This is a genomic window from Clostridium sp. 1001271st1 H5 (assembly GCF_005845215.1).
GTDB lineage: Bacteria > Bacillota > Clostridia > Lachnospirales > Lachnospiraceae > Enterocloster.
Window position 1 is genome coordinate 69,026 of record NZ_SPHO01000008.1, and the last position, 25,685, is coordinate 94,710.

Consider the following 25,685-nt stretch of genomic DNA (forward strand, 5'->3'; position numbering starts at 1 on the left):
CGCATCTCCTTATTCATTTCTGGAATCCAGTTCAGCCTTAATTTCAGGATAGATTTTATCCAGGTTGTAAAACAGCATAGTGACGATGGAGCATACAAGAAGAAGCATAGGGATGTACAGGTACATGGATTTAATTGCCAGCACCGCATTGGAACTCTGTGCGGATGCGCCGCCCTGGTAAGCGCCCCATGCCAGAAGGGCGCCGCTGATGCCTCCGGCTATTGCCTGGGCAACCTTTCCCAAAAAGCCGTTGATGGCGGACAGGGAACCGGCTGTGTTGACCCCTGTTTTCCATTCGCCATAGTCCACAGGGTCTGCCTGCATGGAGAAATAGATGCTCTCCTTCATGCCGTATCCAAGAGCAGTTACACCGGCTCCTGCCAGTATGGCCATATGGTTCATGCCTGCAAACAGGATGACAGCCAGCCCGGCCAGCTGGATGGCTGCGCTGCCCACATACAGGTTGCGCTTACCCATCCGCCTGGCCAGTGCAGGAACCAGGAAATTGGCTGCCATGGGAACGATGGACATGATGGTGGCAATGGTGACAGACAGTTCCTTGCTGCCTATGACAGCTGTGTAATAGTATACGATTGCGCTGGTCTGAAGGAAAAAGCCGGTCCACATGAAGAGGATGTTGAGGGCAAAGATAAGCCAGGGCTTGTTCTTTTTCAGGGATACAAGGCTTTCCTTCAGGGTAACGCTGCCGGCTGTTGTGGTTACCCTTTCCTTTACATTGGCAAAGGTAAAGAAGAACAGCAGGCATCCGATGAAACCAAAGATTATCATTACAATACGGAATCCCAGTGCTTCGCTGCCCTTACCCAGGGAATCCACCAGTTTTAAGGCCGTGGAGCTGACCACAGTGGAGCCCAGGAAGGCGAAAAACTTGCGGGTGGTGGACAGGGCGGTCCGTTCCTGGGTATCGGCTGTCAGGCTTGGCAGGATGGAGGCCATGGGGATGTTCACCACCGTGTAGGTGAAGGACAGGCCAATATAAGTCACATAGGCATAGATGAGCTTGCCGCTTTGGGAAATATCCGGCACACTGAAGGCAAGGACGGCAAACAGTGCAAAGGGTATAGCGCCAAAGAGAAAATAGGGCCTGGATTTTCCCCAGCGTGTATTGGTGTGGTCAATGCAGTAACCGATGAGCAAATCCGTGCCTCCGTCTATAAAACGGGTGACCACAAACATGAAGGCAATGGACTTTGCGCTGAGTGACATGACATCCGTATAAAAATATAAGAGGTAAAGGGAAATCATCTGCCAAATCAGGTTGCATGCAAAGTCAGAGACCCCATAACCTATTCTCTGTTTCCATATCTGCTGTTTCACATATCTCATGGTTGAATCCTGTTTCATTCAATAACCCCTCCTTGTATTTGATGTTATCATTGTAAGGGATAAGATGATAAAAAACGATTGAGTTTCATAATCAAATAAATTGATGTTTTATAACCTGTCTGCTACAATCATAGCAGAGATGGGAGGTAAAGACCATGACAACCGGAGAATTAGAAAGCCAGCTGATGGAATTTAACGAGGATGAACGGTTTTATCAGCAGTATTACAATGTGAAACAGAATAAGTGGATGCTGGAGGAATTTTTAGAAAGTCTGGATTTTAATGAGGTTATACGCCGCCGTCTGATTGTGCCGGAGGTATCAGGGGGCTGGATGCCTTATGATATGAAAGATGAAGCCTACTTTGATGCGGAGGATAAGAACCATATTGTAATCAGTAAGCACAACCGTTTCACGCCCCCCTTCCGGCACCGCCATATATTCTTTGAGCTGGCCTATGTGGTGAAGGGGAGCTGCAGCCAGGATATAGGAAAAGACAGGATTGAGATGGAGGAGGGGGACTTCTGTCTTCTGGCGCCGGATACCATTCACAGCGTCGGGGTGTTTGATGACAGCCTGCTGGTAAACATACTGGTAAGGCGGAGTACCTTTGAGGACATATTTTTTAATATGCTGAGGGACACAAATATGATAGCCACCTTCTTTAACCAGTCCCTGTACTCAGGAGTCCATAATCCCTACCTGATTATCCCGGCCAGGGGTGACATGGTGCTGAAGGAATATGTTCTGTCCATGTTTCTGGAATATCTGGGAAAGAAACGGTACTATGAAAAGATACTCAACAATCAGCTGATGATTCTGTTTGCCAAAATGCTTCAGGGGTATGAAGAACGTATCCGGCTGCCCAGCAGGATGCGCAGGGCCACGCAGGAGAGCATGAGAATCCTAAGTTATATTGAAGACAACTATCAGAATGTGACCCTTGGGGAGACTGCGGCCCAGTTCCACTTTTCCCAGCCCTATTGCTCCAAAATCATAAAGGAATATACAGGCAAATCATTTACGCAGATTGTCCAGGAAATCCGTTTCCAGAAAGCTGCCATTCTTTTGAACAATACAAATATCAGTATAGCGGAGATAAGCAGACGGGTGGGGTTTGAACATGTGGAGCATTTTAACAGGCTGTTTAAGAAGCTGTACCATATGCCGCCGGGACAGTACCGGAAGGGGAATGGGGAATCATCTGATGGGATGAATTAAAGAGTATTCTGGTTTGATATTGTGCATAATTTGGCCTATAAGTCAGATACTGTCAGTATGAGTAAACAGGATATAAATAAAGATTACCCCGCAGGTAGCGGGGAGTTAAAAATAGGGACGCATCTGTCAGTTGCAAAAGGATATGCTGCCCTAGCAAAGGATGCTGTTCAAATCGGTGCAAATACGTTCCAGCTTTTTATCCGCAATCCCCGGGCAGCCGTCTGGACCAGCCGCTGTCAAGGCTGAATCATAGAGCTCCGGCTCCCATCAGCTGTGCAATCAGGCCCGATGTAAAGAACGTTCCGAAGATTACAAGCAGCGAAACCAGGACGCCTTTCCAGCCAATGGACAGAAATGCTTTCCAGTCCTTGCCGAGAAGCACGCCTGCAAAGGCAAGGATGGGGGTGATGGATGCCATTAAATCAATTTTACCGGTCCAATAGATAACGGGCGCTGATAGGGGGGAGGCGGGAACGGCTGCCAACATGCCGATGATACCGATATAGGTTACGGCCGGCAGGCTGCCGGGGATAAAGTGCTTTGCTGTCAGGCCAAGGAAGCTGATTGCGCACAGAATCAGCATGCCGGGAATGGAGTCCAGAAAATGTCCGCCGTATCCCGCTATGCTACATGCCATGGTCAGAAAAACCATGACTGCCAGTGATATTCCCCATTCTGCACAAAGGCTTCCATAGGATTCTGTCTCGTTCATAATCTTACCCCTTTCTTTTCATGACCTTATAAATCATGTTGCTCAGCGGAATCGTAATAAAAATCCCAAGGTAAACAGTGATGGCGGATGAAATCACATTGCTGATGGTTGCAAAGGCTGTCAGTGTGTCAGGATTACTGCCGGGAGCAGCCTCTATGACGCCTGCCAGCCCCGCAGCCATCATGGAGGAGCTTCCTGCCCCCACTGCCATGGCAGCTGCTTCCAGGCGGAAGATTCCCAGTGCAACAAAAATAGGAGGAATAACACTCATAAAAATGCTGCCGAATACGGTGCCCACAATATAACAGACCATAACGCCCTTGAATTCATCGGACTCACTGCCGTACATATCGGCAATCAGCGCAACATTGGGTTCGCGGCTGAGCGCATAGCTCATCCCCACCGCCTCCCGCTTCATGCCCAGCACCAGGGCAATGGGCAGGGCAAAAAGCACGGTTCCAATGTTGCCGATGTTTTGCATAATCAGGATAGGACTGGCGGAAATCATCTCCCGGATGGAAGCGCCGCTGGAAATCCCCAGCTTTGCCATGGCAAATACAACACCCATGGACAGCATTCTGGAAGCAGCCGGAACATAGGCCTTTCCCACACCGTGAACCGGTTTGGCCAGGTACAGAACCAGCATGAAGAGCATGGCGTATAAAAGGGGCAGAAAGGTGACGGTGAACTTCCCCAGAGAAACCTTAATGGGACCAATCAGTTCTGCTGCCAGGCAGCACAGGACAACACACAGGAAAAATGAAGCGTATTTCTCGGGCATTTCGGACAATTTCTTTTGCATAGTCAGTTCCCCCCTCTCTATGCAGGTTTACCTGTTTTTGAGTTTTTCCAGTATCTCCGCCCGTCTGGCCTTGGTTCTGCGCAGCCAGATAACCGTGAGCACCAGCCCGAAGATTGTGACGGCAAAGAGGTAGAGAAAGAACAGGCGGTAGCCAGCTGCGCCTGGAAAGCAATCCAGGATGACACCTGCCACAAACGGCGATGTGGCCTCCGGCAGATAGCCAATGGCACAAATCAGGCCGATGGCGGTACCCACGCATTCCGGCGGGAAATATTCCTCGTCCATAATGGCAAAATGCATGGTCACGCACATATACATGCAGAAGAAAATCATCAGGCAGGCAACCAGAATGGGGAGGACACCCAGAGAGGAGGGGGATGCCAGGATAATAACCAGCGCCACAGCCAGTCCAATCTGTCCGGTGAGCATGACCTTGGAATTGTTAATCCTGTCGCCCAGTACGCCTGCCCCAAAGGAAGCAATGGGCCGGATATATTGTGAGGAGGAGGAGAGAACAGCGCCGAGAAGAGCGCTTACGCCAAACACCTCGGTTACATAGGGAGAAATATAGTAGTAGCCTGTGCTGATGGTGAGTGTTGAGAAAATGATGCCAATCATCAGCCAGACAGCAGGCATTTTAAGGGGTTTTGTCAGCATTTTTAGGTTTACCACATCGCTGCTGTCGCTCTTTTTGCCGTCGTCAATGCCTCTCAGCAGGAAAATATCAATCGCACCCAGGAGAATGGTCATGGTTGAATAGAACAGAATGATTCCGCGCACACCGAAGGATTGGTTTTTTAAAATTGTCATCTGACCGAAAATCAGGGCTGCGATTGCCAGATAGACGGCGTTTGAGATTCCGCGGCCGCCTTCAAAGATGCCAAAGGCCTTACCCTGCTCATTGACAGACGCAAGATTGCGCACAGCCTTTGTCTGGGCCGGGAAAAAGAGCATCAGGCAGGTGATGGCAAACAATCCGTGAATGATTACCATAATGATGGGAGAAGGAATGGTCAGCATCAAAAGTCCCAGGGCGCCCGTTGATATCATTGCTGCGGGAATCAGTTTTTTGATGGATATGTAGTCGCAGATGATTCCGCCGAACAGATACGCGGCGATTCCGCCCACGCCCAATGCCGTACCGCACAGGCCCATCTGGGTATTGGTCATGCCGAAGGTTTCCATAAAGGGATTATAGTAGTATGAACGGAACCAGGGCAGGGAACAGATAAAGGAACCGGATAATGTCAGTGTGATTAAGAGCGGCAGATTCTTTTTTAAGGATGGAGTTTCCATGTATATTCACCTCTTTCGTCCGTTATGGTAATATTTGCTCGGTTTCAAGGGACTTCACATAAGCACAGTAGCCTTCGGCGCTGGCAAACAGGGGCTTGTGGGCCTCCTTCACCTTTTTCGCCAGCGCGCCCCCGTCGTCTAACAGACGGCAGGCCATGGCAGCCAGAAACAAAGATGCTGTTTCATAGATTTTCCGGTCCGCAATCCTGTAATCAGCCGCATGATGGACGCCGTGCATATAGTTGACAAATACCTGGATTCCGGGAATAACCTCGTTTAAGTCGCCCAAATCCGTGGAGCCGCAGTTATGACCGCCCTGGTTTACGTGCCCTTTACCCAGAACATCATCCGCTGCCTGGGCAGCCGCCTGGTCCAGCTCCTTAAGGGGACGGTAGGGCAGATAACCCAGCTGTGTATTCACCACAGCCTTTCCGCCAAACGCATAAGCGCCTGCGCCCATGGCCCGGTCAAACTTTTTGGAAACATCCATAACGGTTTCCATCTTACCTGCCCGGCACTGGCACTCTATGCAGACTTCCTCCGGGATAGCGTTTACAACAGTGCCGCCTTTGGTGATAATGGGATGGACGCGCACCGTATCGCTGTCCTTGAAGGTTTCGCGTAAGGAATTGAGGGCAGTCAGGGCTGTGTTTGCCATGTACAGGGCGTTGACGCCGTTTTCCGGGTCCGCGGCAGCGTGGGCGGACCGTCCTTTGAAAGTGACATTTTTGGAGGTAAAACCGTTGTGGGAGCCAAGAATGGTGATTGTGCCGTCATTTCCCAGACCGGCGTGCATGGAAACCACTATGTCCACGCCTTCAAAACCGCCCCGGTACAAAAGCTCCGCCTTGCCGCCCAGGAAATGGAGACGGCCCTTTTTGATTTCCTGCATTCTCCACTCTGACTCTAAGCATTCCTCCGCCGGAACGCCGGCCAGCATGACTTTCCCGCCGAAATTCTCTAATACACCGCTTTCTGCCAGGGTCAGGAAGGCTCCTATGGCGGTCGCCATCTGGATGGAATGGCCGCAGGCATGGGCGGCGCCTGTTTCCGGATTACAGTCCGGATGAGAATAGCAGATAAGGGAGTCCATTTCTCCCATAATCATCACGCAGGGGCCGGGCCTTCCGGTGTCAAGGGTACAGGTAAATCCCGTTACATCCGGCCATGTACGGGCCTCGAAACCATGTTTTTTCAGGACATCCAGACAGTACTGCTGGGTTTGTATTTCCTTAAATCCTGTCTCCGGGTGATGCCAGAGCCAGTCGCCGTTTGCCTCAATCTCCGGCAGCTGTTTTTTTAGCTCCGCAGTCAGCCGTTCCAGCGTTTCTTTGTACAATTGTTCCATTAAACGTTCCTCCTGATTTCCGATAGAAGTGAAATGTGTTTCATTTATGGATGTGCACGTCCGTTGTTTTTGTATTTTATCCATAAAACGGTCAGGAGTAAAGTACCATAACGATTTTGATATGTGTACCAAGTTGAATGTTGGTACATTCGGTTGTTATACCAGGAAACACGCCAGAATTTCTGCCAGCCGGCGGACCCCTTCCATGATTTCCTCATCCGTGGCGGAAGAATAGGATATGCGCAGATAGGACTCACCGCGGCTGCCCTCGGCAAAAAAGGTATTTCCCGGCATCAGAAGCAGTCCTGCCCGCTCTGCCGCTGCAGCCACCTGGCGGTCATTTGTGTGCTCAGGAAGACGGGTCCAGATAAAAAGACCGCCCTCCGGAACCGTAAATGACAGGCCGGGAATCCGGGAAAGGCAGCTGCACATCAAATCCCGTTTTTTTCTGTAAAAGTCGGTCAGGAACTGTCTGTGCTTTTCATAGTATCCCTTTTCAAAAAAACGTGCCCACATATACTGGCTCATGCTGCTTAGAAACAGCTGGTCCTTATTGATGATGCGCCGGTAGGTTTTGATTACATTATCCGGCGCAACGATATAGCCTATCCGGGCGCCGGGAAAAAAGGACAGGTTAAAGGAATCCATGTATATGACCGAGCTGGTCCGGTCCATGGAGTACAGGCTTGGGAGGGTAACGCCGCTGTAGTTAAAATCATATAGGGAATCGTCCTCCACTATGGGAATGTTGTGTGAAACCGCGCACTGCAGCAGCTGTTTTCTCTTTTCCAGGCTCATAACCGCGGTAGAAGGATTGTGGAAACTGGGCATGGAATAGATTAACCTGGGACGGTAACGCTCTACCAGGTTTTCCAGCATTTCAATCCGTATTCCGTCCTTTTCCAAGGGTACAAAGAGTACATGGGCTCCTGTGTGCAGGAAAATATTGACAATGGCCGGAAGGGCCGGTTCTTCCACAATCACATAATCGCCCTCTTTCAGATACATGAAGGCGATATTGCTCAGGGCCTCATAGGTTTCGCTTATAATCTGGATGTTCTGGGGCTGGACGTAGATGTTGCGCCCAAAGAGCATGGAAGACAGAGCGGTTCTTACATGTTCGGTTCCCTGGGGGTCGCAGAACCAGAAGGGCTCTATATTGTCTCCGGCCGTAATTTCCCCCAGGATTTCGTGCAGATAGGACAGGGGCAGGGCTTCCCTGTTTGCCAGAACCCCTGCAAAGGGAATGGAACTGGAGAGATAGGAGGAATTGTACAAATGCTGGAACGTGTTCTGCAGCCCCAGAAAGTGGTAATTGAAATTCTTGTCCAGAGAGGAAAAAGCTTTACTGGTATCCGGCCTGCTGTCGGGCTTTATTTCGGATGGGCTGTTTCTCACAAAATATCCTCTGGGGGCCTTGGAGGAGGCATAGACTAAGCCTTCGCGTATGAGTATCTCGTATGCTTTTTTGACGGTATTGCGGTGGACGCCCAGCCGTTCCACCAGCTGGCGCTCCGATGGCAGCTTAAATCCGCCGGAGAGCTGTCCGGAGAGAATCTGGCTGCGGATTGTGTTGCGGATTTGTTTGTACAGCGGGGTTGTGCTGTTTTTAGTCAGTTGAATTTCCATGTTCGCTCCTTGGGTGATTTGTTGGAAAAGAATGAGGCCGGAAATCAAGCGCTTTCCGTAACGCTTCAGAGAAGAGATGGAACGTTTGTAAACATCTGCATTAAAAATCCACGTTAAAAAATCAGCCGTATATCTTTCTCATTACAATAAGTGACAAAGGTTTCCGGCGGTTTCCGGTCCGTAACCAGGCCGGTTATCTGGTTTAAGGCGCTGTAGGTGTAAAGGGCCATACGGTCAAATTTGTCATGGTCGGCCAGCAGGTATATCTGGCTGCTGTTTTTGCAGACACTTTTTTTCACAATATACTCATCTTCAGAAGCATTTGTGAGCCCGCCGCGAATGGAAACACCGGTGGCGGCCATGAATGCTTTTTGAATGTTGACAGAATGCATGTAAAAATCAATGTCATGCTCAACAAATGACCATGTTTTCCGGTTTAAGCGCCCCGGCATACTGATTATGGTGATATTTTCATAAGGAGAGGCTTTCATGGAAACACGCAGGCTGTTTGTAATCACTGTGCAGGGTATTTCTTTTAAATAGTCAATGAGCTGAAGACAGGTGGTGCCGGTATCAATGAAGATGATATCATCAGGCATGATTAGGCGCGCTGCCTGCCGGCAGATGTAGTCTTTCTCTGTTTGGTTGACAATATCACGCTCTTCAAAGGGGAGCAGGGGCATGGAGGCCGGGACATCTGGTTCCAGGGCGCGGATGCCGCCGTATACCTTTTTGGTGTTACCTCTTTTTACAAGTTCGTCCAAATCCCTGCGGGCAGTACTTTTTGAGATATTAAAATGTTCGCAGATGGATTCCAGGGAAACGGATTTCTTTTCTATAATATATGCTTCAATCAAATCAATACGCGCGGCTTTCATTTACGGGCCTCCTTTATTTATGTTCAGGTGTGTTCCTGGTTAAGTGTGTGCCTGGATAGGTATGTTCCTGTTTGGGTATATTCCTATCTGTAGTTTAGTCTATTTTTGAAAATAAATCAATAAGGTAATCAAAAGATAATCATCAATTGACTGAAATATGTAAAAGACATATAAAAGTGAATATATTTAGAATATATAATGACCCAATAAAATAAATATACTCAAAATATAGTCAAAAATAAATTGACAAGAACATAGAACAATGGTAATATACAGCCATAAACAAACCAACATATTCAAAAGATACTCAAAGACAACATTGAGAAAGGAGCGCAAAAATGGGTACTGCAAAGACGGAAGTCAGAAAAATGGGTTATTGTGTAAACGGAGAATGGAAGGAATCCAGGAGCGGAAGGTATGAGGAGGTGACAGACTCCAGTACAGGCGAAGTGATTGCCGCCGTGCCCTGCTGTACCCCGGAGGAAGTTGATGGGGCGATTGCCTCCGCGCAGGCAGCTTTTCCTGCATGGTCAAAGATGTCGCTTTCCGGAAGACAGCAGTATATGTTTAAGTGGAGGGATGTGCTGTATGCACATAAGGAAGAACTGGCTGTGCTCTGCGCCAAAGAGCTGGGCAAGAACATAAAGGAAGCCAGAGGCGATGTCCAGAAGGCAATAGAGCCTACCGAAGAAGCATGCGCCCTGCCAGCCATGATTCAGGGCGATGCAGCCATGCAGGTCACCACAAATTACGATACTTCAAGCTACCGGTTCCCTCTGGGCGTAACGGCAGGCATTGTGCCCATGAACTTCCCTGCCATGATTCCATGGGGATGGATGGTTCCCCTGTCCATTGCCTGCGGCAATACGGTTGTGTTAAAGGCAAGCTCCCAGACACCGCTGACATCCATGAGGATGATGGAACTGTTTTACGAGGAAGCAGGCTTTCCCAAGGGTGTTGTCAATTTAGTTACCTGCAGCCGTGTGGAGGCGAATATCCTTCTGACCGATGAGCGGATAAAGGCAGTGACTTTTGTGGGAACTACCGGCGTGGGAAAACAGGTTTATTCAACCGCAGCGGCAAACGGCAAGCGGGTACAGTCCCAGACAGAGGCCAAGAACCATGCCCTGGTGCTGGAGGACTGCAATCTGGAGGCAACCGTAAATGCAATCATTAATTCCACCTATGGCTGCGCTGGCATGAGATGTATGGCACTTCCGGCTATCTGTGTTCAGGAGAGCATTGCCGATGAATTTGTGAAGCTGCTGAAGGAAAAGGCGCAGGCTATGAAAATCGGGTGTGCATATGATGAGGATACGGATTTGGGTCCGGTTGTCAGTGCGGCACATAAGAAGAAAATCTGCGGTTGGATTCAGAAGGGCATTGACGAGGGCGCAACGCTTGTATTGGACGGCAGGGATGTTGTGGTGCCGGGCTATGAAAACGGATACTTTGTGGGCCCCACCATACTGGACTATGTAAAGCCGGGAATGACGGTTGGTGACAGTGAGATCTTCGGGCCGGTAACCTGTATTAAGAGAGTGAAAGATTACGAGGAAGGCATTGCAGTCATGAACGCCAACCCGTTTGCAAATGGTTCCTGTATCTTTACCCGGAGCGGATATTACAGCCGTAAGTTTGTAATGGAGACGGACGGCGGTATGGTAGGCGTTAACGTGGGTATTCCGGTTCCAACCGCTTACTTCCCATTCTCAGGAAACAAGGATTCCTTCTTCGGCGACCTGCATGTTCTGGGCAGGGACGGATACCGGTTCTTTACCAGGGCCAAGACCGTAACCACACACTGGTTTGACGAAAAGGCCGGCAAGCGTAAGGTGGGGACCTGGGAAGGCAGCACAGAGCTGTAAGGCATTGTTTATAACACCTGGATTAAAACTACATATTCTTCTGCAAACATGATAGAAGAGGACGATTCCGTTAAAGGGAATTGTCCTCTTCTTTGCAGGGAACTGTCTTTGTTTTTCAGGGTGTTTTCAACCGCCGATTAATACATTAAATCCGCAGGCCGCAGTCTGTCACGGATGTCCTGCATATGCTGCCCGGATGGAGTTACAAGTTACGGCAGAGAATACATTTGCGTCTTTGAACAAAGCGTGATACAATCAGAGCAGTACCTATTATGAACAGGGTAATTCAATATTTCGGTCAATCCAAACGAACGTGACAGAATGATAGTTCGGTCAGCCGGGAATCGGGGAGAAGGAAAGATGGAAGGAGAAGGATTATGGAGAAGAATTGCGCCGATGAGGCAGAGGACATCACTGAAAGCCAGGAGGATGTCAGATGCTATGTGGGAGTAGGAGCTTCCGCTGGGGGCGTAGAGGCGCTGCAGGAACTGTTTCATAATATGCCGGAGGATACAGGTGCATCGTTTATCATTGTGCAGCATCTTTCACCGGATGCCGTCAGCCTGATGGACAAAATACTGCAAAAATCCTCTAGGCTGCCGGTCCAGCTGGCAGAGGAAGGGGAGGTGCCAAAACCAAATCATATTTATCTGAATCATCCCGGTAAGACACTGACCATGAAAGAGGGACGTTTTCACCTGGAGTCGGCCCACGACCGGAACCAGCTGTACCTTCCCATTAACCTGCTGTTCCAGTCCCTGGCATCGGTGAGCGGCGTCCATGCCGTGGCAATTGTTTTGTCGGGAAGCGGCTCCGACGGGGCCATTGGAATCGGCTCAATCAAGGAAAACGGAGGACTGGTGATTGTCCAGAAACCAGGGGAAGCACAGTATGCATCCATGCCCCAGAGCGCAATTACAACCGGCATGGTGGATTTGATTCTGGACGTGGCCCAGATAGGGAACTCTCTGAAGGAATATTTGCAGAATCCCCACATACAGTCCATGCATCAGGGAGAACAGGACCATATGGAGCTGGCGGAGGACTATTCCTGTATTCTGAATGCCATCAGTCTGTACTCGGATATTGATTTTACCATCTATAAGACCAACACGATTTACAGAAGGATTGAACGGCGTATTGCCCTGAATAATTTTCATGGGATGGGTGATTATCTGGACTACCTGCTTTCCACTGAGGAGGAGCGGGCGCAGCTGTACCGGGATTTGCTGATTGGGGTCACCTCTTTTTTCCGTGATGAGGAGGCGTTTTGCCATCTGGGAGAAAATGTAATCATCCCGCTCCTTAAAAAAAGGAAGTCAGTGCGGCTGTGGAGCGTTGCCTGCTCCACCGGCGAGGAGGCATATTCACTGGCAATTCTGATTTGCGAATGCATGGAATCCACCCATACCAGCGTGGATGTGAAAATTTTTGCCACGGATGTGGACCAGAACGCCATAGCCATTGCCCAGAAGGGAATCTATTCGGAAAGCCTGCTGGACAATCTGAATCAGGCCATGCGGGATAAGTATTTTGAACATGCAAACGGCGGTTATCTGGTGGGTGAGAAAATCCGGAAAATGATTGTTTTTGCCAAACATAACATTTTCAGGGATGCACCGTTTTCAAAGCTGGATTTGATTGTGTGCCGCAATATGTTTATCTACGTGAAGCCGGAGATGCAGCAGAAAGCGCTGGGGGTATTCTATCAGCTTCTGGCAGAGGACGGCTACCTCTTTTTAGGCAGCAGTGAGTCAGTGGGAGAGATGGATGAGGCATACAACCTGCTGGATAAGAAGTGGAAAATCTATTCCAAAAATAAGGGGTATGCCCAGAAGAATGTATCCATATATCCGGCGCTGGACATGGGGGGAGGCTTTTCACCGCGCCAGACAAACAGGAGTGAACATTCCGCAAGAACGGGGAGACGCCTGCGCTCTGCCAGTATCTCGGAAAAACTTTTGTTTGCAATGGCCGGGCCCTCGGTGCTGCTGAATGAAGAGCTCAGGGTGGTGCAGGTAATCCAGGGAGGCGGGCAGTATATGAGGATGCAGGATGGTCAGTTCGACGGGGGACTCAGTTCCTTTTTCTCTCCCAGTCTGGCCACCTTTATTAACCGTCTGCTGACGGATTCCAAAAAAGTTTCAGACGGCATTGTGGAACGGCGGGCCACGGGGCTGTCTGATTATCCGGAAGAGGTTTTGTGCGTGAAGGTGCGGTTCTTTCACCTGACGGAAGGGGAGTACTATCTGGTACAGATTCGGTCCGAAGAATTGGCGAAGGCAGAATCAGCCGGTAATCCCCTGGATTTGCGCGAGTTAAAGGACAGCCGCATCCAGGAGCTGGAGAACGCATTGAATGAGAGCAACTGGAATCTGAAACTGGCAGTGGAGGAATCGGAGTCCCGCAATGAAGAACTCCAGGCCACCAATGAGGAGCTGCTGGCATCCAATGAGGAGCTGCAGAGCACCAATGAGGAGATGCAGTCCGTCAATGAAGAACTGTATACCATCAATGCCGAGTACCAGAATAAAATTGTGGAGCTGACCACGGCCAATGCTGACTTTGATAATCTGCTGCTGAACGCGGACGTGGGGGCGCTGTATGTGGATGAAAAGATGCACATCCGCAAGATTACCCCCATCATGCTCCAGCACACCAATCTGCGGATTACAGATTTGGAGCGTCCGGTGACTCAGATTAATTTCCTTGACTCTTATCCTGATTTTACCCAGGATGTGACGGATGTGTCAAGGCAGGGGAAAATCGTGGAAAAAGAAATTACGGACCAGAATAATGTAATATGGCTGGTGAGGATTCGCCCGTATTTTGACCATACCCATACTTCAAAAGGCGTTCTGGTCTCTATGTTTGATATCACCAAGCGTCTGGAGGCGGCAAAGTTTGACTTGAAGCACCTGACGGACAGCGTGCCGGGCGGCGTACTCCGTCTGCGGTTTGAGGAGTTTCTGTTAATTGAATATGCGAATGACAGTTTTTTTGACCTGATTGGCTATACGGCAGAAGAAATGCGTCTGGATTTGCACAACCGCTTTGACCAGCTTTTACATGGTTCGGACTGGGTAGAACTGAAGGATGAAATCCGGCAGGCTGTATCCGGAGGCGGGCTTGTGAAGGCTGAATGCCGTCTGTGGCAAAAGGACGGAAGGAGCCGGTGGTGTTCCCTCCAGGCCGTGGCATTCCGGCAGGAACGCCACATTGAGATGCAGTGTATTGTCACGGACATCTCCCTGATTAAGGACTATGAAGAACAGCTGAAAAAGGAACGGGATTACTATAACAAACTGTACCAGAATGTGGTCTGCGGTATTGTACAATATGAAATTGAGGACAATACCCTGCGCTGCTATAATGCCAACAGCGAGGCAATCCAGATGCTGGGATATGAGTCCATGGAGGAATTCCGAAGGCAGACTGCGCAGACCCTTCCGGAGGTAACTGTTTCAGAGGATGCAGATTACATAAAGCGTACCCTTCTGTCCTTAAAGGAGGAGGGGGAGTGCGCAAGCTTTGAACACCGGGTCTGTACAAAGAATCAGGGAATCCGCTGGGTGACAGGGGTTGCGAAGGTAGTCCTCACACCGGACGGTAAAAAGCTGATTCAGAGCACCTTTATGGATACAACTGCCAGAAAGCGCGCCCTGGAGCAGGTGGAGGCGGAACGGGACCGGTATGACCGGCTCTACAAGGTTCTTTATAATACAGCTGTCTGCGGAATCGTCCAGGTGGATATCAGGAGCAATAAAATCCTCAGCATTAACCGTATTGCACTGCATATTCTGGACGAGGCCAGCGAGACGGATATTGAAAGGCGGCTTTTTGACGGAAACCCCAGGGACAGCCACAGGAAGAGCCTGGCCACAGTCGGCACATTTATGCAGTCTCTCGGAAAGGTAGGCGAGCAGAGGGAGGTTCGTTTTAATTTAATTAAAAGAGACGGGGCCCAGATTATCATTGAGGGTACTGCCAATTGGATTATGGAGGATAAGGAATCCAGCATAATCCAGTTTACCTTCCTGGATGTGACGGAACGTGAACGTCTGAAAGAGGCGCAGCTAGAGCTGGCGGTTGCCATCCAGTCCAATGCGGCCAAGACCAGCTTTCTCTCAAAGATGAGCCATGAAATCCGTACGCCGATGAACGGAATTATGGGAATGATTGATATTACAAGGCTGAATCTGGAGGATAAGGAAAAAATTTTGGATTGTCTGGATAAAATGAAGCTTTCCATGCAGCACCTTCAGATGCTGGTTAATGATGTACTGGATATGTCAAAGATTGAGAGCGGGAAGATGGAGTGCAGGGAGGCGGTGTTTGACCTGCGCCAGATGCTGGAGGAGGTTCTTTCCGAATACAGTTTTTCCGCTTCCAAAAGCGGTGTGGGGCTGACCCGCGCCATCAGTATCCAGCATCAGCATGTAATATCAGACCCTGTTTTTTTGCGGGAGATTCTGGGGAACCTGCTGAGCAATGCCATAAAATTCACCCCGTCCATGGGCATGGTGGTCCTGGTAGCGGAGGAGGCGCCTTCGGAGGAACAGGCAGCATACACATTCCGGGTAAGAGATTCCGGCTGCGGTATCAGCCGTGAAAGCCAGCAGGTTATTTTTGAGGCGTTTGAGCAGGGGGATGGAGAAGGTTCCGGTAAACTGCCGGGCACAGGACTGGGTCTGGCCATCTGCAAGAATCTGGTGGAGCTTTTAGGCGGAACCCTGCAGGTGGAGAGCCAGCTGGGCAGCGGCTCAGAGTTTTTCTTTACAATTCCCATGAAATTTGCCGTGAGTGAGGAGGTTCCGGCCCGAAACGGTACGGAGACAAAACAGGGCGCTGATGCGTTTAAAGAGAGCCGTATCCTGCTGGCAGAGGACAATGACCTGAATGCAGAGATTGCCCAGACCCTGCTTGGCAGTTACGGCTTTCAGGTGGAACGGGCGGTAAACGGAAAGGAGGCCCTGAAGTGTTTTTTGCGGAAAGAGGAAGGATATTATGACCTGATTCTCATGGACATCCAGATGCCGGTGATGGACGGGCTGACAGCCGCCAGAAAAATCAGGGAAAGCAAAAAGCCGGGCTCTCTTAAGATTCCCATTGTGGCCATGAGCGCCAACGCATTCCAGGAGGATGTGGAGCGCTCCCTGAACGCCGGAATGAACGCCCATACCACCAAGCCGATTGAGATTGAGAAGCTGGTGGAGCTGCTGAGTGCTTATTTATAATGCCTGTCAAGTACCGTAAAACGGGTTTGGGAGGGACGGGGTATCATACACAGGAGGAACAGATATGCGAAAGGAATTATTGCACCGGTTCATTGTATTGACAGCCGCAGTCATTCTGTTGAATTCCAGCGCTTTCCCGGCCCTGGCGGGAGATGGGACAAAAAGCCGTGTTCTTACGGTTGCCTTTCCGGACAGTCCCGGAATCAATGAAGTTTATGAGGATGGCACATACGGGGGCAGCACCTATGACTGGCTCCATGAGATAGCCAAATATACCGGCTGGAAGTACGAATTTGTTACCGGCAGCGCAACGGAACTTCTGAACGGTATGTGCAGCGGTCAGTATGACCTTATGGGGGGCATGTTCTATCTGGACGGATACGATGAGATTTATAATTATCCCAAATATCCCATGGGCGCCAATTATTCCCTGCTCATGTACCGGAAGGACGATAAAAGTATCAAAAGCTTTGATTATACCACGTTAAACGGTAAGAGAATCGGAGTATTTAAAAATGCCGTAAGCAAGATTGACAGGCTGAATAAGTATTTGAGCTTTAACCATATCCGGTGTGAACTGGTGTACTATGATACGGTGGATACATATGAGCAATGTCTGGATAACCGGGAAGTAGACCTGCTGTATGGAAATGACGTATTCATGAATGAGAATTATAATGTGGCGGCAAAAATCGAGGCGGACCCATATTATATTGTTACCGCCCATGACGAGCCGGAGCTGTGCACACAGTTATCCGAGGCCATGGACACTATTTATTCGGCCAATCCTGACTTTGCCGTGGAGCTTTACGAAACCTATTTTCCGGCAAAGTATATCAATACCATTAACTTCAGCCCGCAGGAGCAGGCCTTTATCCGCAGGAGCGGACCCGTCCGGGTAGCAGTGGCCAGGCAGGTTTATCCTGTGTTTTATGTAAAGAAGGGGACGGCTGCCGGAATTGTTCCGGACTGCCTTGCATTGATTTCCCAGCGGACCGGGCTTTCCTTTGAATATGTGTATGCGGATTCCTATGGGGAATTGGAGACGCTTGTGAAAAATGGGGAAGCCGATATGATTGGCTGTTATCAGGGAAATGAACACAGCGCAGACACGGACGGATTGGCATGCACCGCGCCCCTGGTGTCCCTGGATTCCAGCCTGATACGAAACAAACATGCGGATATGACCCAGGACGGCCTTGTCATGGCTCTGCCGGAAGGAATGGAGCTGGAACCCATAGGTGAGAACGGGACAATCCGGTATTATGGGAAGTATAAGGACTGCCTTAAGGCCATTAACAAAGGGGAGGCGGATTATACGTTCATGCCCGCCTCGGCCCTGGAATATTTCTATGCAAAAGATTACTATGCAAACGTGGCGATACTGGCAGACACCTCCAGAAAGGAGCAGGTGTCCTTTGCCGTACCAAGACCGGTAAACGTACCCCTGTACTCAGTGCTGAGCAAGGCAATCGGAAACCTGACGGATGAGGAAACCAGCGGTGTTGTTTCCAGGAATCTTCTTCCGACCCCGGTGGCCCCTGTTACGTTCCGCTCATTGCTGTACACAAATCCGCTATTGGTAATTTCCGTATCCATCGGATTTGTGGTACTGGCTGCGGCTGTGATTCTGCTGCTTAGTTTCTTTAATATGAAGACCCGCATCATGCGTGTCAGGCTGGAAAAGGCGGAGGAGACAAGCCGGGCCAAATCAGATTTTCTCTCCCGCATGTCCCATGAAATACGGACTCCCATGAATGCTATTATCGGTCTGACCAATCTGGCCATGATGACAGGGGAGGCCACGCCTGTGATTCAGGAGGACCTGAATAAGATTGACACCTCGGCCAAATTTTTACTGTCCCTGCTCAACGATGTGCTGGATATGTCCAAGATAGACAGCCGGAAAATGAAGCTGGCAGCAGCTCCCTTCCATATAGATGAGGTGGTGGGGCAGCTTAAGGACATATTTTTGCTCCAGGCGGAGCAGAAGCAGATTGAACTGGTATTTGTATGTGATGTGCAGGATACCATGTATGTAGGGGACTGTCTGCGGCTGAACCAGATTCTGACAAACCTGCTTTCAAATGCTCATAAGTTTACTGAGACAAAGGGGCGGATTATATTGACCATCCGGGAGCTGGAACGGCAGGGAGAGGAAGCGAGCCTCCGTTTTTCTGTCCGGGACAATGGCGCGGGTATCAGCCAGGAGGACCAGGAGCGTATTTTCCTGTCCTTTGAACAGGCCATGAACCGGAATCCCAACACCCCGGGAACAGGTCTGGGCCTGTCCATCAGCCGCAGCCTGGTGGAGCTTATGGGAGGACAGCTGACGGTAAAGAGCAGACCAAAAGAAGGTTCAGAGTTTTATTTTACAATCAGGCTTCCTGTGTTCAGCGGAACACTGGAGGGGGAGAGGCTGCTGCCGGGACATAAGACTGCCCCGCTGGCAGGTCTGCGTGTCCTTTTGGCGGAAGACAATGACATCAATGCAGAGATAGCGATGGAACTTCTCGGAATGGAGCAGGTAGAGACGGAGCGGGCGGCAGACGGAGCAGAGGCGGTGGAAATGTTCAGCCTGCATCCGGCCGGGTATTATGATTTGATACTCATGGATGTCAACATGCCTGTCATGGACGGCCTTCAGGCTGCTTTTAAAATCCGGGCCATGGACCGTGATGACGCTGCCCTGGTTCCTATAGTGGCTATGACGGCAAACACCTTCCAGGAGGACAGGGAGAAGGCGCGGGAAGCAGGCATGACTGGTTTCCTGCCCAAGCCCTTTGACGCAGCGCAGCTGTATGAAGAGCTTGGGAAGATAGCGGACAAAGGAAAAAAGACTGGTTTTTAGGGCAAAGGTACGTCCTTAACCGGCTTCGGTAAGCAGTGTTTCATAGTCCTGCTGGGGCATGGGGCGGTAGAATACATAACCCTGGACATAATCGCAGCCAATCCGTTTCAGGTATTCTACCTGCTCCATGGACTCGATTCCCTCAGCCACAGTGCGTATATCAAACTTTTTCACCAGTGTGACAATGCTCTCCACCAGGGCCATATCCCTGCTCCGGTCCGGGCCTTCATCGAAGAAAAAGCTGTCGATTTTCAACACATCAATGGGAAGATTCTTCAGCAATCCCAGTGAAGAGTAGCCTTTGCCGAAGTCATCAATTGAGCAGGAGAAGCCTGCTTTCTTAAGCCTGGACACTGTCTGCAGAAGCAGGGCAGAGTTGTCAAAGGCAATGGATTCGGTGAATTCAATTTCAAGAAGCTCCGGGGGTATATCATACTGGTCGCGGATACTTACATACCGGTCGACAAAGTTCTGGTCGTAAAATTGAAGCCGGGACACGTTGACCGACACGGGAAGGGCCTGCCTGCCTGAATCCAGCAGGCTGCGGAGCCATCGGCAGACCTCCTCATAGACATACTGGTCCAGTCTGTCAATCATATACTTTCTCTCAAATACAGGGATGAAACGGTCCGGAGGGATGACAGTGCCGGCCTGGGACTGCCAGCGGACCAGGGCCTCGGCGCAGCCGATTTTACCAGTTGAGAGGTCCACCTTGGGTTGGTAGTAGACTGTGAATTCCCTGTTCTCAAGGGCTGTCAGCATCCTGTTTTCAATATTCTTTTCTTCCCACAGATGGCTTCGTATACTCTCATCATAGTACGCATAATTCTGCCTGTCCCCTGTCTTGACTGTTTTTCTGGCAAAATTCGCCCGGTCCAGAAGGCCGTCGATTTTCAATGCCTCTATGACATCCTCCACGCAGCAGATACCGCAGTTGGTGGGGAGCAGCTGGCCGTCGTGGGCCGTATGCATAAAACGGAGGATTTCCAGGTCTGCCGCTGCCTGGCGGGCAGCTATCTCGCTTTTATCCTTATAATGAAGCAGCAGAACAAAATTATCTGCGGATACCCGGCCGCATAACTCATGCTCGCGAAGTTCCTTTTGCAGAATCGTTCCGTATTGGGCCAGCAGAAGGTCGCCGTAGTCATATCCAAACACATCGTTAATATATTTAAAGTCTGAGAAATCCGTATAAACAAGGGCGAATTTCTCCGGCCGGCTGTCCAGAAGCTGCTGGGCCTTTTCCTTGAAAGCCCCAATCAGATAGACTCCGGTCAGGGCATCCCGCCGGGTTAAATCGTTCAGCTGCTCATTACGGACTTCAAGCTTCAGTAGATTTTGGGAGTTGGCCCAGAATATGAAGACCCAGGTAAGGGACATGATTCCCACCATGACCAGGCAGCCTGTCAGCAGGAACCGCATCTGCCGGGCTGAGTAGGCGTCCGCAGAAAAAACAGTGTGGTTAGCCTGCTCAAAGAAATCTTCGCTGAGGGAAAGGAGTCTGGCGCTGTCAACAGACCCGCTGCGGTAGGCAGAGATTTCCGTCCTGATTTGACTCCACATCAGCTCCAGCTTTGCAAGGTCCCGCTGGTAAGCCTGGTCTTTAAGGGACGGCAGTCCGTATCTGGCCTCCCCGCCCTGGAGTTCCAGAAGAATGCCGTCCAGATACTCAATCAGCTCGTCGTCAGGCCGTCCGGAAAGTTCCAATTTTATGAGCCTCTGGCTGGCACCGCGGACAATGCCCACATAGTTAATGAGCCTGCCATTGGTCTGGGTCTGGATTACCGTGTGAATTGTGAAACCGCCGAAAAGGAAAAGTAAAAAAAACAGAGAAATCAGTCCGCCCCTAAAAAATCGCTTCATATGGATTGCCTTTTACAGCCTTGGCTGCCTTTCTGGGTTCATCGTTCCTGCCGCATCATCAGTTCGTAATCATATCAATAGCTCAATTGTACCAAAATACATCTTTTATTGCAATGACAGACGCCAATTTGATACGGTTTTGTAATTTGTTACCGGACGTCATGGGACGGAACCGGTATTGCATGTCTGTATAAAGTGTGATACAATCAAAACAGTATCCTATATGAACAGGGTTACGTTTTTCGTTTCTCCGCGCATCAGAGCCAGCATATCAAAACTAACAATTTTACCTTTCATACAGGAGGATAAGGATGAAAAAGGACGAAGGACTTACCGAACTGATTTATGAGTATTATGAATCCCGTATCCTCTTTGGCTATTACAGGTATGGCGAACAGCTTGTATCGTTGTCACAGATTTGCAGTACCTTCCGGGTGGGCCGGAATACGGTTCTGGCTGCCCTGAAAAAACTGGAGGAAAAGGGTTATATTGTAACAGAGGAACGGAAGGTGGCCAGGATAACGTATCAGGGCACGGATGAGATTTTTTTGGAAAATACTGCAAAATATTTTGTGCCCCGAAAGGAGGGCATTCTGGATTTTTCCCTTGCAGGCAAGCTGCTGCTTTTGCCAATGTGGGAAGCCGGGCTTCATAATCCGGAACCGGATACCATCAGGCCGGATACCGGCAGGCCTGACATCATGTCAACGCCCATAAGTCTTTATTTTGACGTTCTCCGCACCTTTCACAATGATTTACTTATGAATCTCTACTGGCAATGCCTGCGTTATCTCAGCTTTCTTTACCCCAAAAGAAAATCAGATAAAGTTGACAGCACGGCGGAGGAGTTATCACCGCATGGTACGGTGGATGAACTGAACCGCAATTTTGATTACCTCTATACGAATGTGCAGAAACAAGTGCTGGATTTCATTGATTCAGCAAGTAAGAAGTATCATATGGAACAGGTGGGGCAGATTCCCTTTAAGTGGACGGTTTACAGGCAGCGTCCCCAGGTGCGCTATACCCTGGCCTCCATTATTATCCGCGAGGTTCTGTGGGAACGCTGCCCTGTGGGCAGCTACCTTCCCTCCCTGCCCAGGATGGCAGAACAGTACCAGGTATCCTTAAGCACGGTCCGCCGTACACTGGCTGTCCTGCAGTCTCTGGGCGTGACCAGGACCTATATGGGAATCGGAACAAAGGTATGTCTGGAACCTGTGGATTTTAAGGTGCTGAATACACCTGAAATTAAAGAAAACCTGCGGCTGCATGGGGAAGGACTGCAGCTTCTGGCCCTGACTGTCCGCGGCGTGACCTTATATACGCTGGAATCAGTGACAGAGCAAAAGCGCAGGGAGCTATGGGCGGAAATAACAAAGCTTCAGGGAAAAACCAGCAGCATCCTTTGTATGGACGTGCTTTTAAGCTTTATTTCCAGCGAATGTCCTTCCGGAATCATACGGGAATGTTATGGGAAGTTAAGGGAATTGGTGGTATGGGGTTACATATTGTCCGCAGTATTGATGGAGAACGGACAATTGGATTTCCGCTTTGAAGATACCATGATACAAATGAAAATGGATTTACAGGCCGGCCATCTGACCGCGTTTGCAGACCAGTGGAAGACCCTGATAGAGAGCAGAATGAACTTTTTTAATTCAAAGTTTCCTCTTCCGGAGTGAAAGCAGGATACTGGGTCCAATCTGCCGTGTACTGAGGAGAAGGTATGAGGGAATATAAAAAGCGTTCCATTCTTATTTTAACAAGTGTTATTTGTCTATTGGTGCTCAGTACTGTGTTTATGCTCTCTCTGCTCCATCGCATTACGGATAAAATGGACCAGGGTTCCAACGAGAGGATGCTTGATTCCACTCGGATGATACAGAGCAGCATACGCAGGCAGTTCCGCAATGATGAGGAACGGCTCAACTCCTTTGCCGGTCTCTATGCACTCAGGGGCGGCTCCACTGAGTCAGTGACTATCCTTGCCAATTATGCGGATGCAACAGATTTTTACCGTTTCTTTTATATGGATTTGACCGGTACCGGCGTGGACAGCAATGGGGAGCCGGTGAATACCGGTTCCCTGCCCTTTGAGGAAACCGCGCTGTCCAAAGGGCAGTACGGCTATTCGGATGCCTACATAGGAGACAGCGGGCGTCTTCAGATTACCTTCCAGGCTCCTGTCTGGCTGGAAGACCGGCAGATTGGCGCGCTGTATGCGGATAAGCCACTTTCAAGCTATAAGGACCCCTCTCTTTTTACATTTGTCGACGACACGGGTTTTGCATTTATAGTGGATGGCAATGGCGCCTGGATTATTGAAAGTACGGGTTCAGAGTCGGATAATGTCTACGAATTTCTGGTGGAAAATGAAAATGGACCCAGGGCCGTGGAGACGCTGCGGGAGCTGATGCTTAACAAAAAGGCCGGAACCATGCAAATCCGGTTTCACGGCCAGGACAGTCTTTTGTGCTTTCTTCCAAAGGGAAATTCCTACAACTGGTATCTTCTCTCCGTCATGCCAAAGAGTGTTCTGCAGCAGGAGTCCTCCGAAATCATAAATATGGTAATCATTACGTTTGCAGAGCTGGCAGGCGCCCTGCTTTTGATTACGGCCCTTCTTCTCAGCAGGGAAAGCATGAAAGGACGGGAACAGGGGAGGATTTACCGGGAACGCCTGTTCCAGAATATCTCCTCAAATATTGATTTTGCATTCCTCCTCTATGCGCCTTCCAGCCAGCAGGTGGAAATGGTCTCAGATAATATCCGGGTACTTTATGATACGGAACCGGACCAGGTCATATCCAGGCCGGAGATTCTCTTTGAACAGTGCGGGGTACCGGCGGATGACAAGGACCGGGCTGCATTTTTCCGGGGAAGTCTTAAGGAAAAGGTCCGGAAAGAGTACAGGACAGGCACGGAAGACGAACTTCAGCGGTGGACAGAAGTGCATTTTCTTCCGGCGGATGACGGGCAGTATCTGGCTGTTCTGCGGGACACCACAAGAGAGCACCATATGCGGGCCGATTTGGCGGATGCTCTCCGGCAGTCCCAGGAAAATAACCGGGCCAGGACCACGTTCTTTTCATCCATGTCCCATGATATCCGAACCCCGATGAACGGAATTATAGGCATGACTGCCATTGCTCAGGCCAATCTTGACAACCGGGCAAAGGTGGAGGATTGTCTGAATAAAATATCCGTTGCCTCAGAACACCTTCTGGACCTTATTAATGAAGTGCTTGACATGTCCCGGATAGAGAGCGGAAAATTCAGCTTAAAATACGAACCAGTGAATCTGCCGGAACTGATTTCCAATGTATTGCTCCTCATTAAGCCGGATTTGGTAAAAAAAGGACACTCCATGCAGGTAAAATCTTCTGTGCTGGATTACGATATTGTCATGGGTGATGCGCTGCATATGCAGAAGATTCTGATGAATCTTTTATCTAATGCCATCAAGTACACGCCGGAGGGCGGTGAGATATCCATTCATCTCCGGGAATGTAAACGGGATGACGGGCGTATTGATATTATCTTCCAGGTGGAGGACAACGGTATTGGCATGGAGCCTGACTTTGTAAAGCGAATTTTCAGTCCCTTTGAACGGGCGGAGGACAACCGCTTAACCAAGATTGTGGGCACTGGCCTGGGAATGGCCATCACAAAAAATATTGTGGATATCATGGGCGGTACCATTCGGGTGCAGAGTACGCCTGGCAACGGCTCAAAATTTACCGTAATCCTGCCCATGTCTCTGTGTGATACCAGCAGCCAGGAGGCGGAGTATCTGGCAGGCCATACGGTTCTTGTGGTGGATGACAGTCCGGATACCTGCGAAGGCATACAAATCATGCTGGAGGAGGTGGGCGTGCATGTGGACTGGTCTCTGAGCGGCCGGAAGGCAGTGGAAGCAGCATGCAGGGCCCATGAGGCGGGAAAGGACTATTTTGCGGTCATTGTGGACTGGAAGATGCCGGAAATGGATGGAGTGGAGACCACGCGCCGTATCCGGGGCAGTCTTGGAGCAGACATCCCCATTATCCTGCTGTCCGCATACAATTGGGAAGAGGTGGAACAGGAGGCCCTGGAGGCTGGTATCAACGGTTTCCTGACAAAACCCATATTCCGTTCGGAGCTGGTGCAGAAGCTGCGGTTTTACATCATGGGCCCCTCTGTGAGAACCCAGGAAGCTTCCTGCCACATGCCCCGTAACCAGTTTGACGGACTGCGTATCCTGGTGGCTGAGGACAATGAGCTTAACCGTGAAATTGCCGTGGAGCTGTTAGGTGCTGCGGGAATCCGGGCGGACACCGTGGAAAATGGTCTTCAGGCAGTCCGGAAAATGGAACAGGAGGAGGCCGGACATTATGATTTGGTTTTAATGGATATCCGTATGCCGGTGATGGATGGGCTGGAGGCTACCGGAAATATCCGCAAACTTCCGGACATGAGAAAAGCAGGCGTTCCTATTATTGCCATGACAGCGGATGCCTTTGAGGAGGATATACAGAAATGCAGAAATGCCGGTATGGACGGTTATATATCCAAGCCCATTGACATCAATAAAATGTTTGAGATTATCCGGCTGTATTATAAGAAGGAAAACGAGGAACAGAGGACGTAAA

General features: G+C 49.9%; 14 protein-coding genes and 1 pseudogene. 7 read left to right on the forward strand and 8 right to left on the reverse strand.

What is annotated here, in order from left to right; all coding sequences use genetic code 11:
• Window positions 1-9: 9 nt before the first annotated feature.
• On the reverse strand, window positions 10-1,365 hold the full coding sequence (locus FGS84_RS13675; RefSeq protein WP_138309106.1) for an MFS transporter: 1,356 nt from the start codon (window positions 1,363-1,365) through the stop codon (window positions 10-12).
• A gap of 137 nt (window positions 1,366-1,502) precedes the next feature.
• Between FGS84_RS13675 and FGS84_RS13680 the strand changes: the two genes are divergently transcribed.
• Both FGS84_RS13680 and FGS84_RS31510 read left to right on the forward strand, forming a co-directional pair.
• Complete coding sequence (locus FGS84_RS13680; protein WP_138309107.1) at window positions 1,503-2,567, forward strand: AraC family transcriptional regulator; 1,065 nt, start codon at window positions 1,503-1,505, stop codon at window positions 2,565-2,567.
• Window positions 2,568-2,624: 57 nt separating this feature from the next.
• Window positions 2,625-2,780: pseudogene (locus tag FGS84_RS31510) on the forward strand (deoxyribonuclease IV); the annotation flags it as partial.
• A gap of 34 nt (window positions 2,781-2,814) precedes the next feature.
• Here FGS84_RS31510 and FGS84_RS13690 read toward each other — a convergent pair.
• The 6 genes from FGS84_RS13690 to FGS84_RS13715 form a co-directional block, all read right to left on the reverse strand.
• A complete protein-coding gene (locus FGS84_RS13690; protein ID WP_138309108.1) occupies window positions 2,815-3,279 on the reverse strand; it encodes a hypothetical protein in 465 nt (154 codons plus the stop codon).
• Window positions 3,280-3,283: 4 nt separating this feature from the next.
• Window positions 3,284-4,081, reverse strand: coding sequence for a DUF3100 domain-containing protein (locus FGS84_RS13695; RefSeq protein ID WP_138309109.1), 798 nt, complete (start codon window positions 4,079-4,081; stop codon window positions 3,284-3,286).
• Window positions 4,082-4,108: 27 nt separating this feature from the next.
• Window positions 4,109-5,377, reverse strand: coding sequence for an MFS transporter (locus FGS84_RS13700; RefSeq protein WP_138309110.1), 1,269 nt, complete (start codon window positions 5,375-5,377; stop codon window positions 4,109-4,111).
• Window positions 5,378-5,399: 22 nt separating this feature from the next.
• The gene (locus FGS84_RS13705; protein WP_138309111.1) at window positions 5,400-6,725 is read right to left on the reverse strand and encodes an amidohydrolase; all 1,326 of its coding nucleotides are present in this window, start codon (window positions 6,723-6,725) and stop codon (window positions 5,400-5,402) included.
• Window positions 6,726-6,881: 156 nt separating this feature from the next.
• On the reverse strand, window positions 6,882-8,354 hold the full coding sequence (locus tag FGS84_RS13710) for a PLP-dependent aminotransferase family protein (RefSeq protein ID WP_138309112.1): 1,473 nt from the start codon (window positions 8,352-8,354) through the stop codon (window positions 6,882-6,884).
• Window positions 8,355-8,467: 113 nt separating this feature from the next.
• A complete protein-coding gene (locus FGS84_RS13715; RefSeq protein ID WP_138309113.1) occupies window positions 8,468-9,232 on the reverse strand; it encodes a DeoR/GlpR family DNA-binding transcription regulator in 765 nt (254 codons plus the stop codon).
• A gap of 338 nt (window positions 9,233-9,570) precedes the next feature.
• Between FGS84_RS13715 and FGS84_RS13720 the strand changes: the two genes are divergently transcribed.
• From FGS84_RS13720 to FGS84_RS13730, 3 genes are all read left to right on the forward strand, one after another.
• Window positions 9,571-11,100: a CoA-acylating methylmalonate-semialdehyde dehydrogenase gene (locus tag FGS84_RS13720; protein ID WP_240305590.1), complete on the forward strand. Its 1,530-nt coding sequence runs from the start codon at window positions 9,571-9,573 to the stop codon at window positions 11,098-11,100.
• 377 nt (window positions 11,101-11,477) lie between these two features.
• Complete coding sequence (locus FGS84_RS13725; RefSeq protein ID WP_138309114.1) at window positions 11,478-16,337, forward strand: CheR family methyltransferase; 4,860 nt, start codon at window positions 11,478-11,480, stop codon at window positions 16,335-16,337.
• A gap of 64 nt (window positions 16,338-16,401) precedes the next feature.
• Window positions 16,402-19,188: a transporter substrate-binding domain-containing protein gene (locus FGS84_RS13730; protein ID WP_138309115.1), complete on the forward strand. Its 2,787-nt coding sequence runs from the start codon at window positions 16,402-16,404 to the stop codon at window positions 19,186-19,188.
• Between the two features lie 15 nt (window positions 19,189-19,203).
• Here the strand turns inward: FGS84_RS13730 and FGS84_RS13735 are convergent, their stop codons facing one another.
• Window positions 19,204-21,051, reverse strand: a complete 1,848-nt coding sequence (locus tag FGS84_RS13735; protein ID WP_138309116.1) for a bifunctional diguanylate cyclase/phosphodiesterase — start codon at window positions 21,049-21,051, stop codon at window positions 19,204-19,206.
• A 311-nt stretch (window positions 21,052-21,362) separates the two neighbouring features.
• Here FGS84_RS13735 and FGS84_RS13740 point away from each other — a divergent pair, with 311 nt between their 5' ends.
• Window positions 21,363-22,736, forward strand: a complete 1,374-nt coding sequence (locus FGS84_RS13740; protein WP_138309117.1) for a GntR family transcriptional regulator — start codon at window positions 21,363-21,365, stop codon at window positions 22,734-22,736.
• Window positions 22,737-22,780: 44 nt separating this feature from the next.
• Window positions 22,781-25,684 (forward strand): hybrid sensor histidine kinase/response regulator, encoded by a 2,904-nt coding sequence (locus FGS84_RS13745; protein WP_138309118.1) that lies wholly within the window; start codon window positions 22,781-22,783, stop codon window positions 25,682-25,684.
• Window position 25,685: the final 1 nt, after the last annotated feature.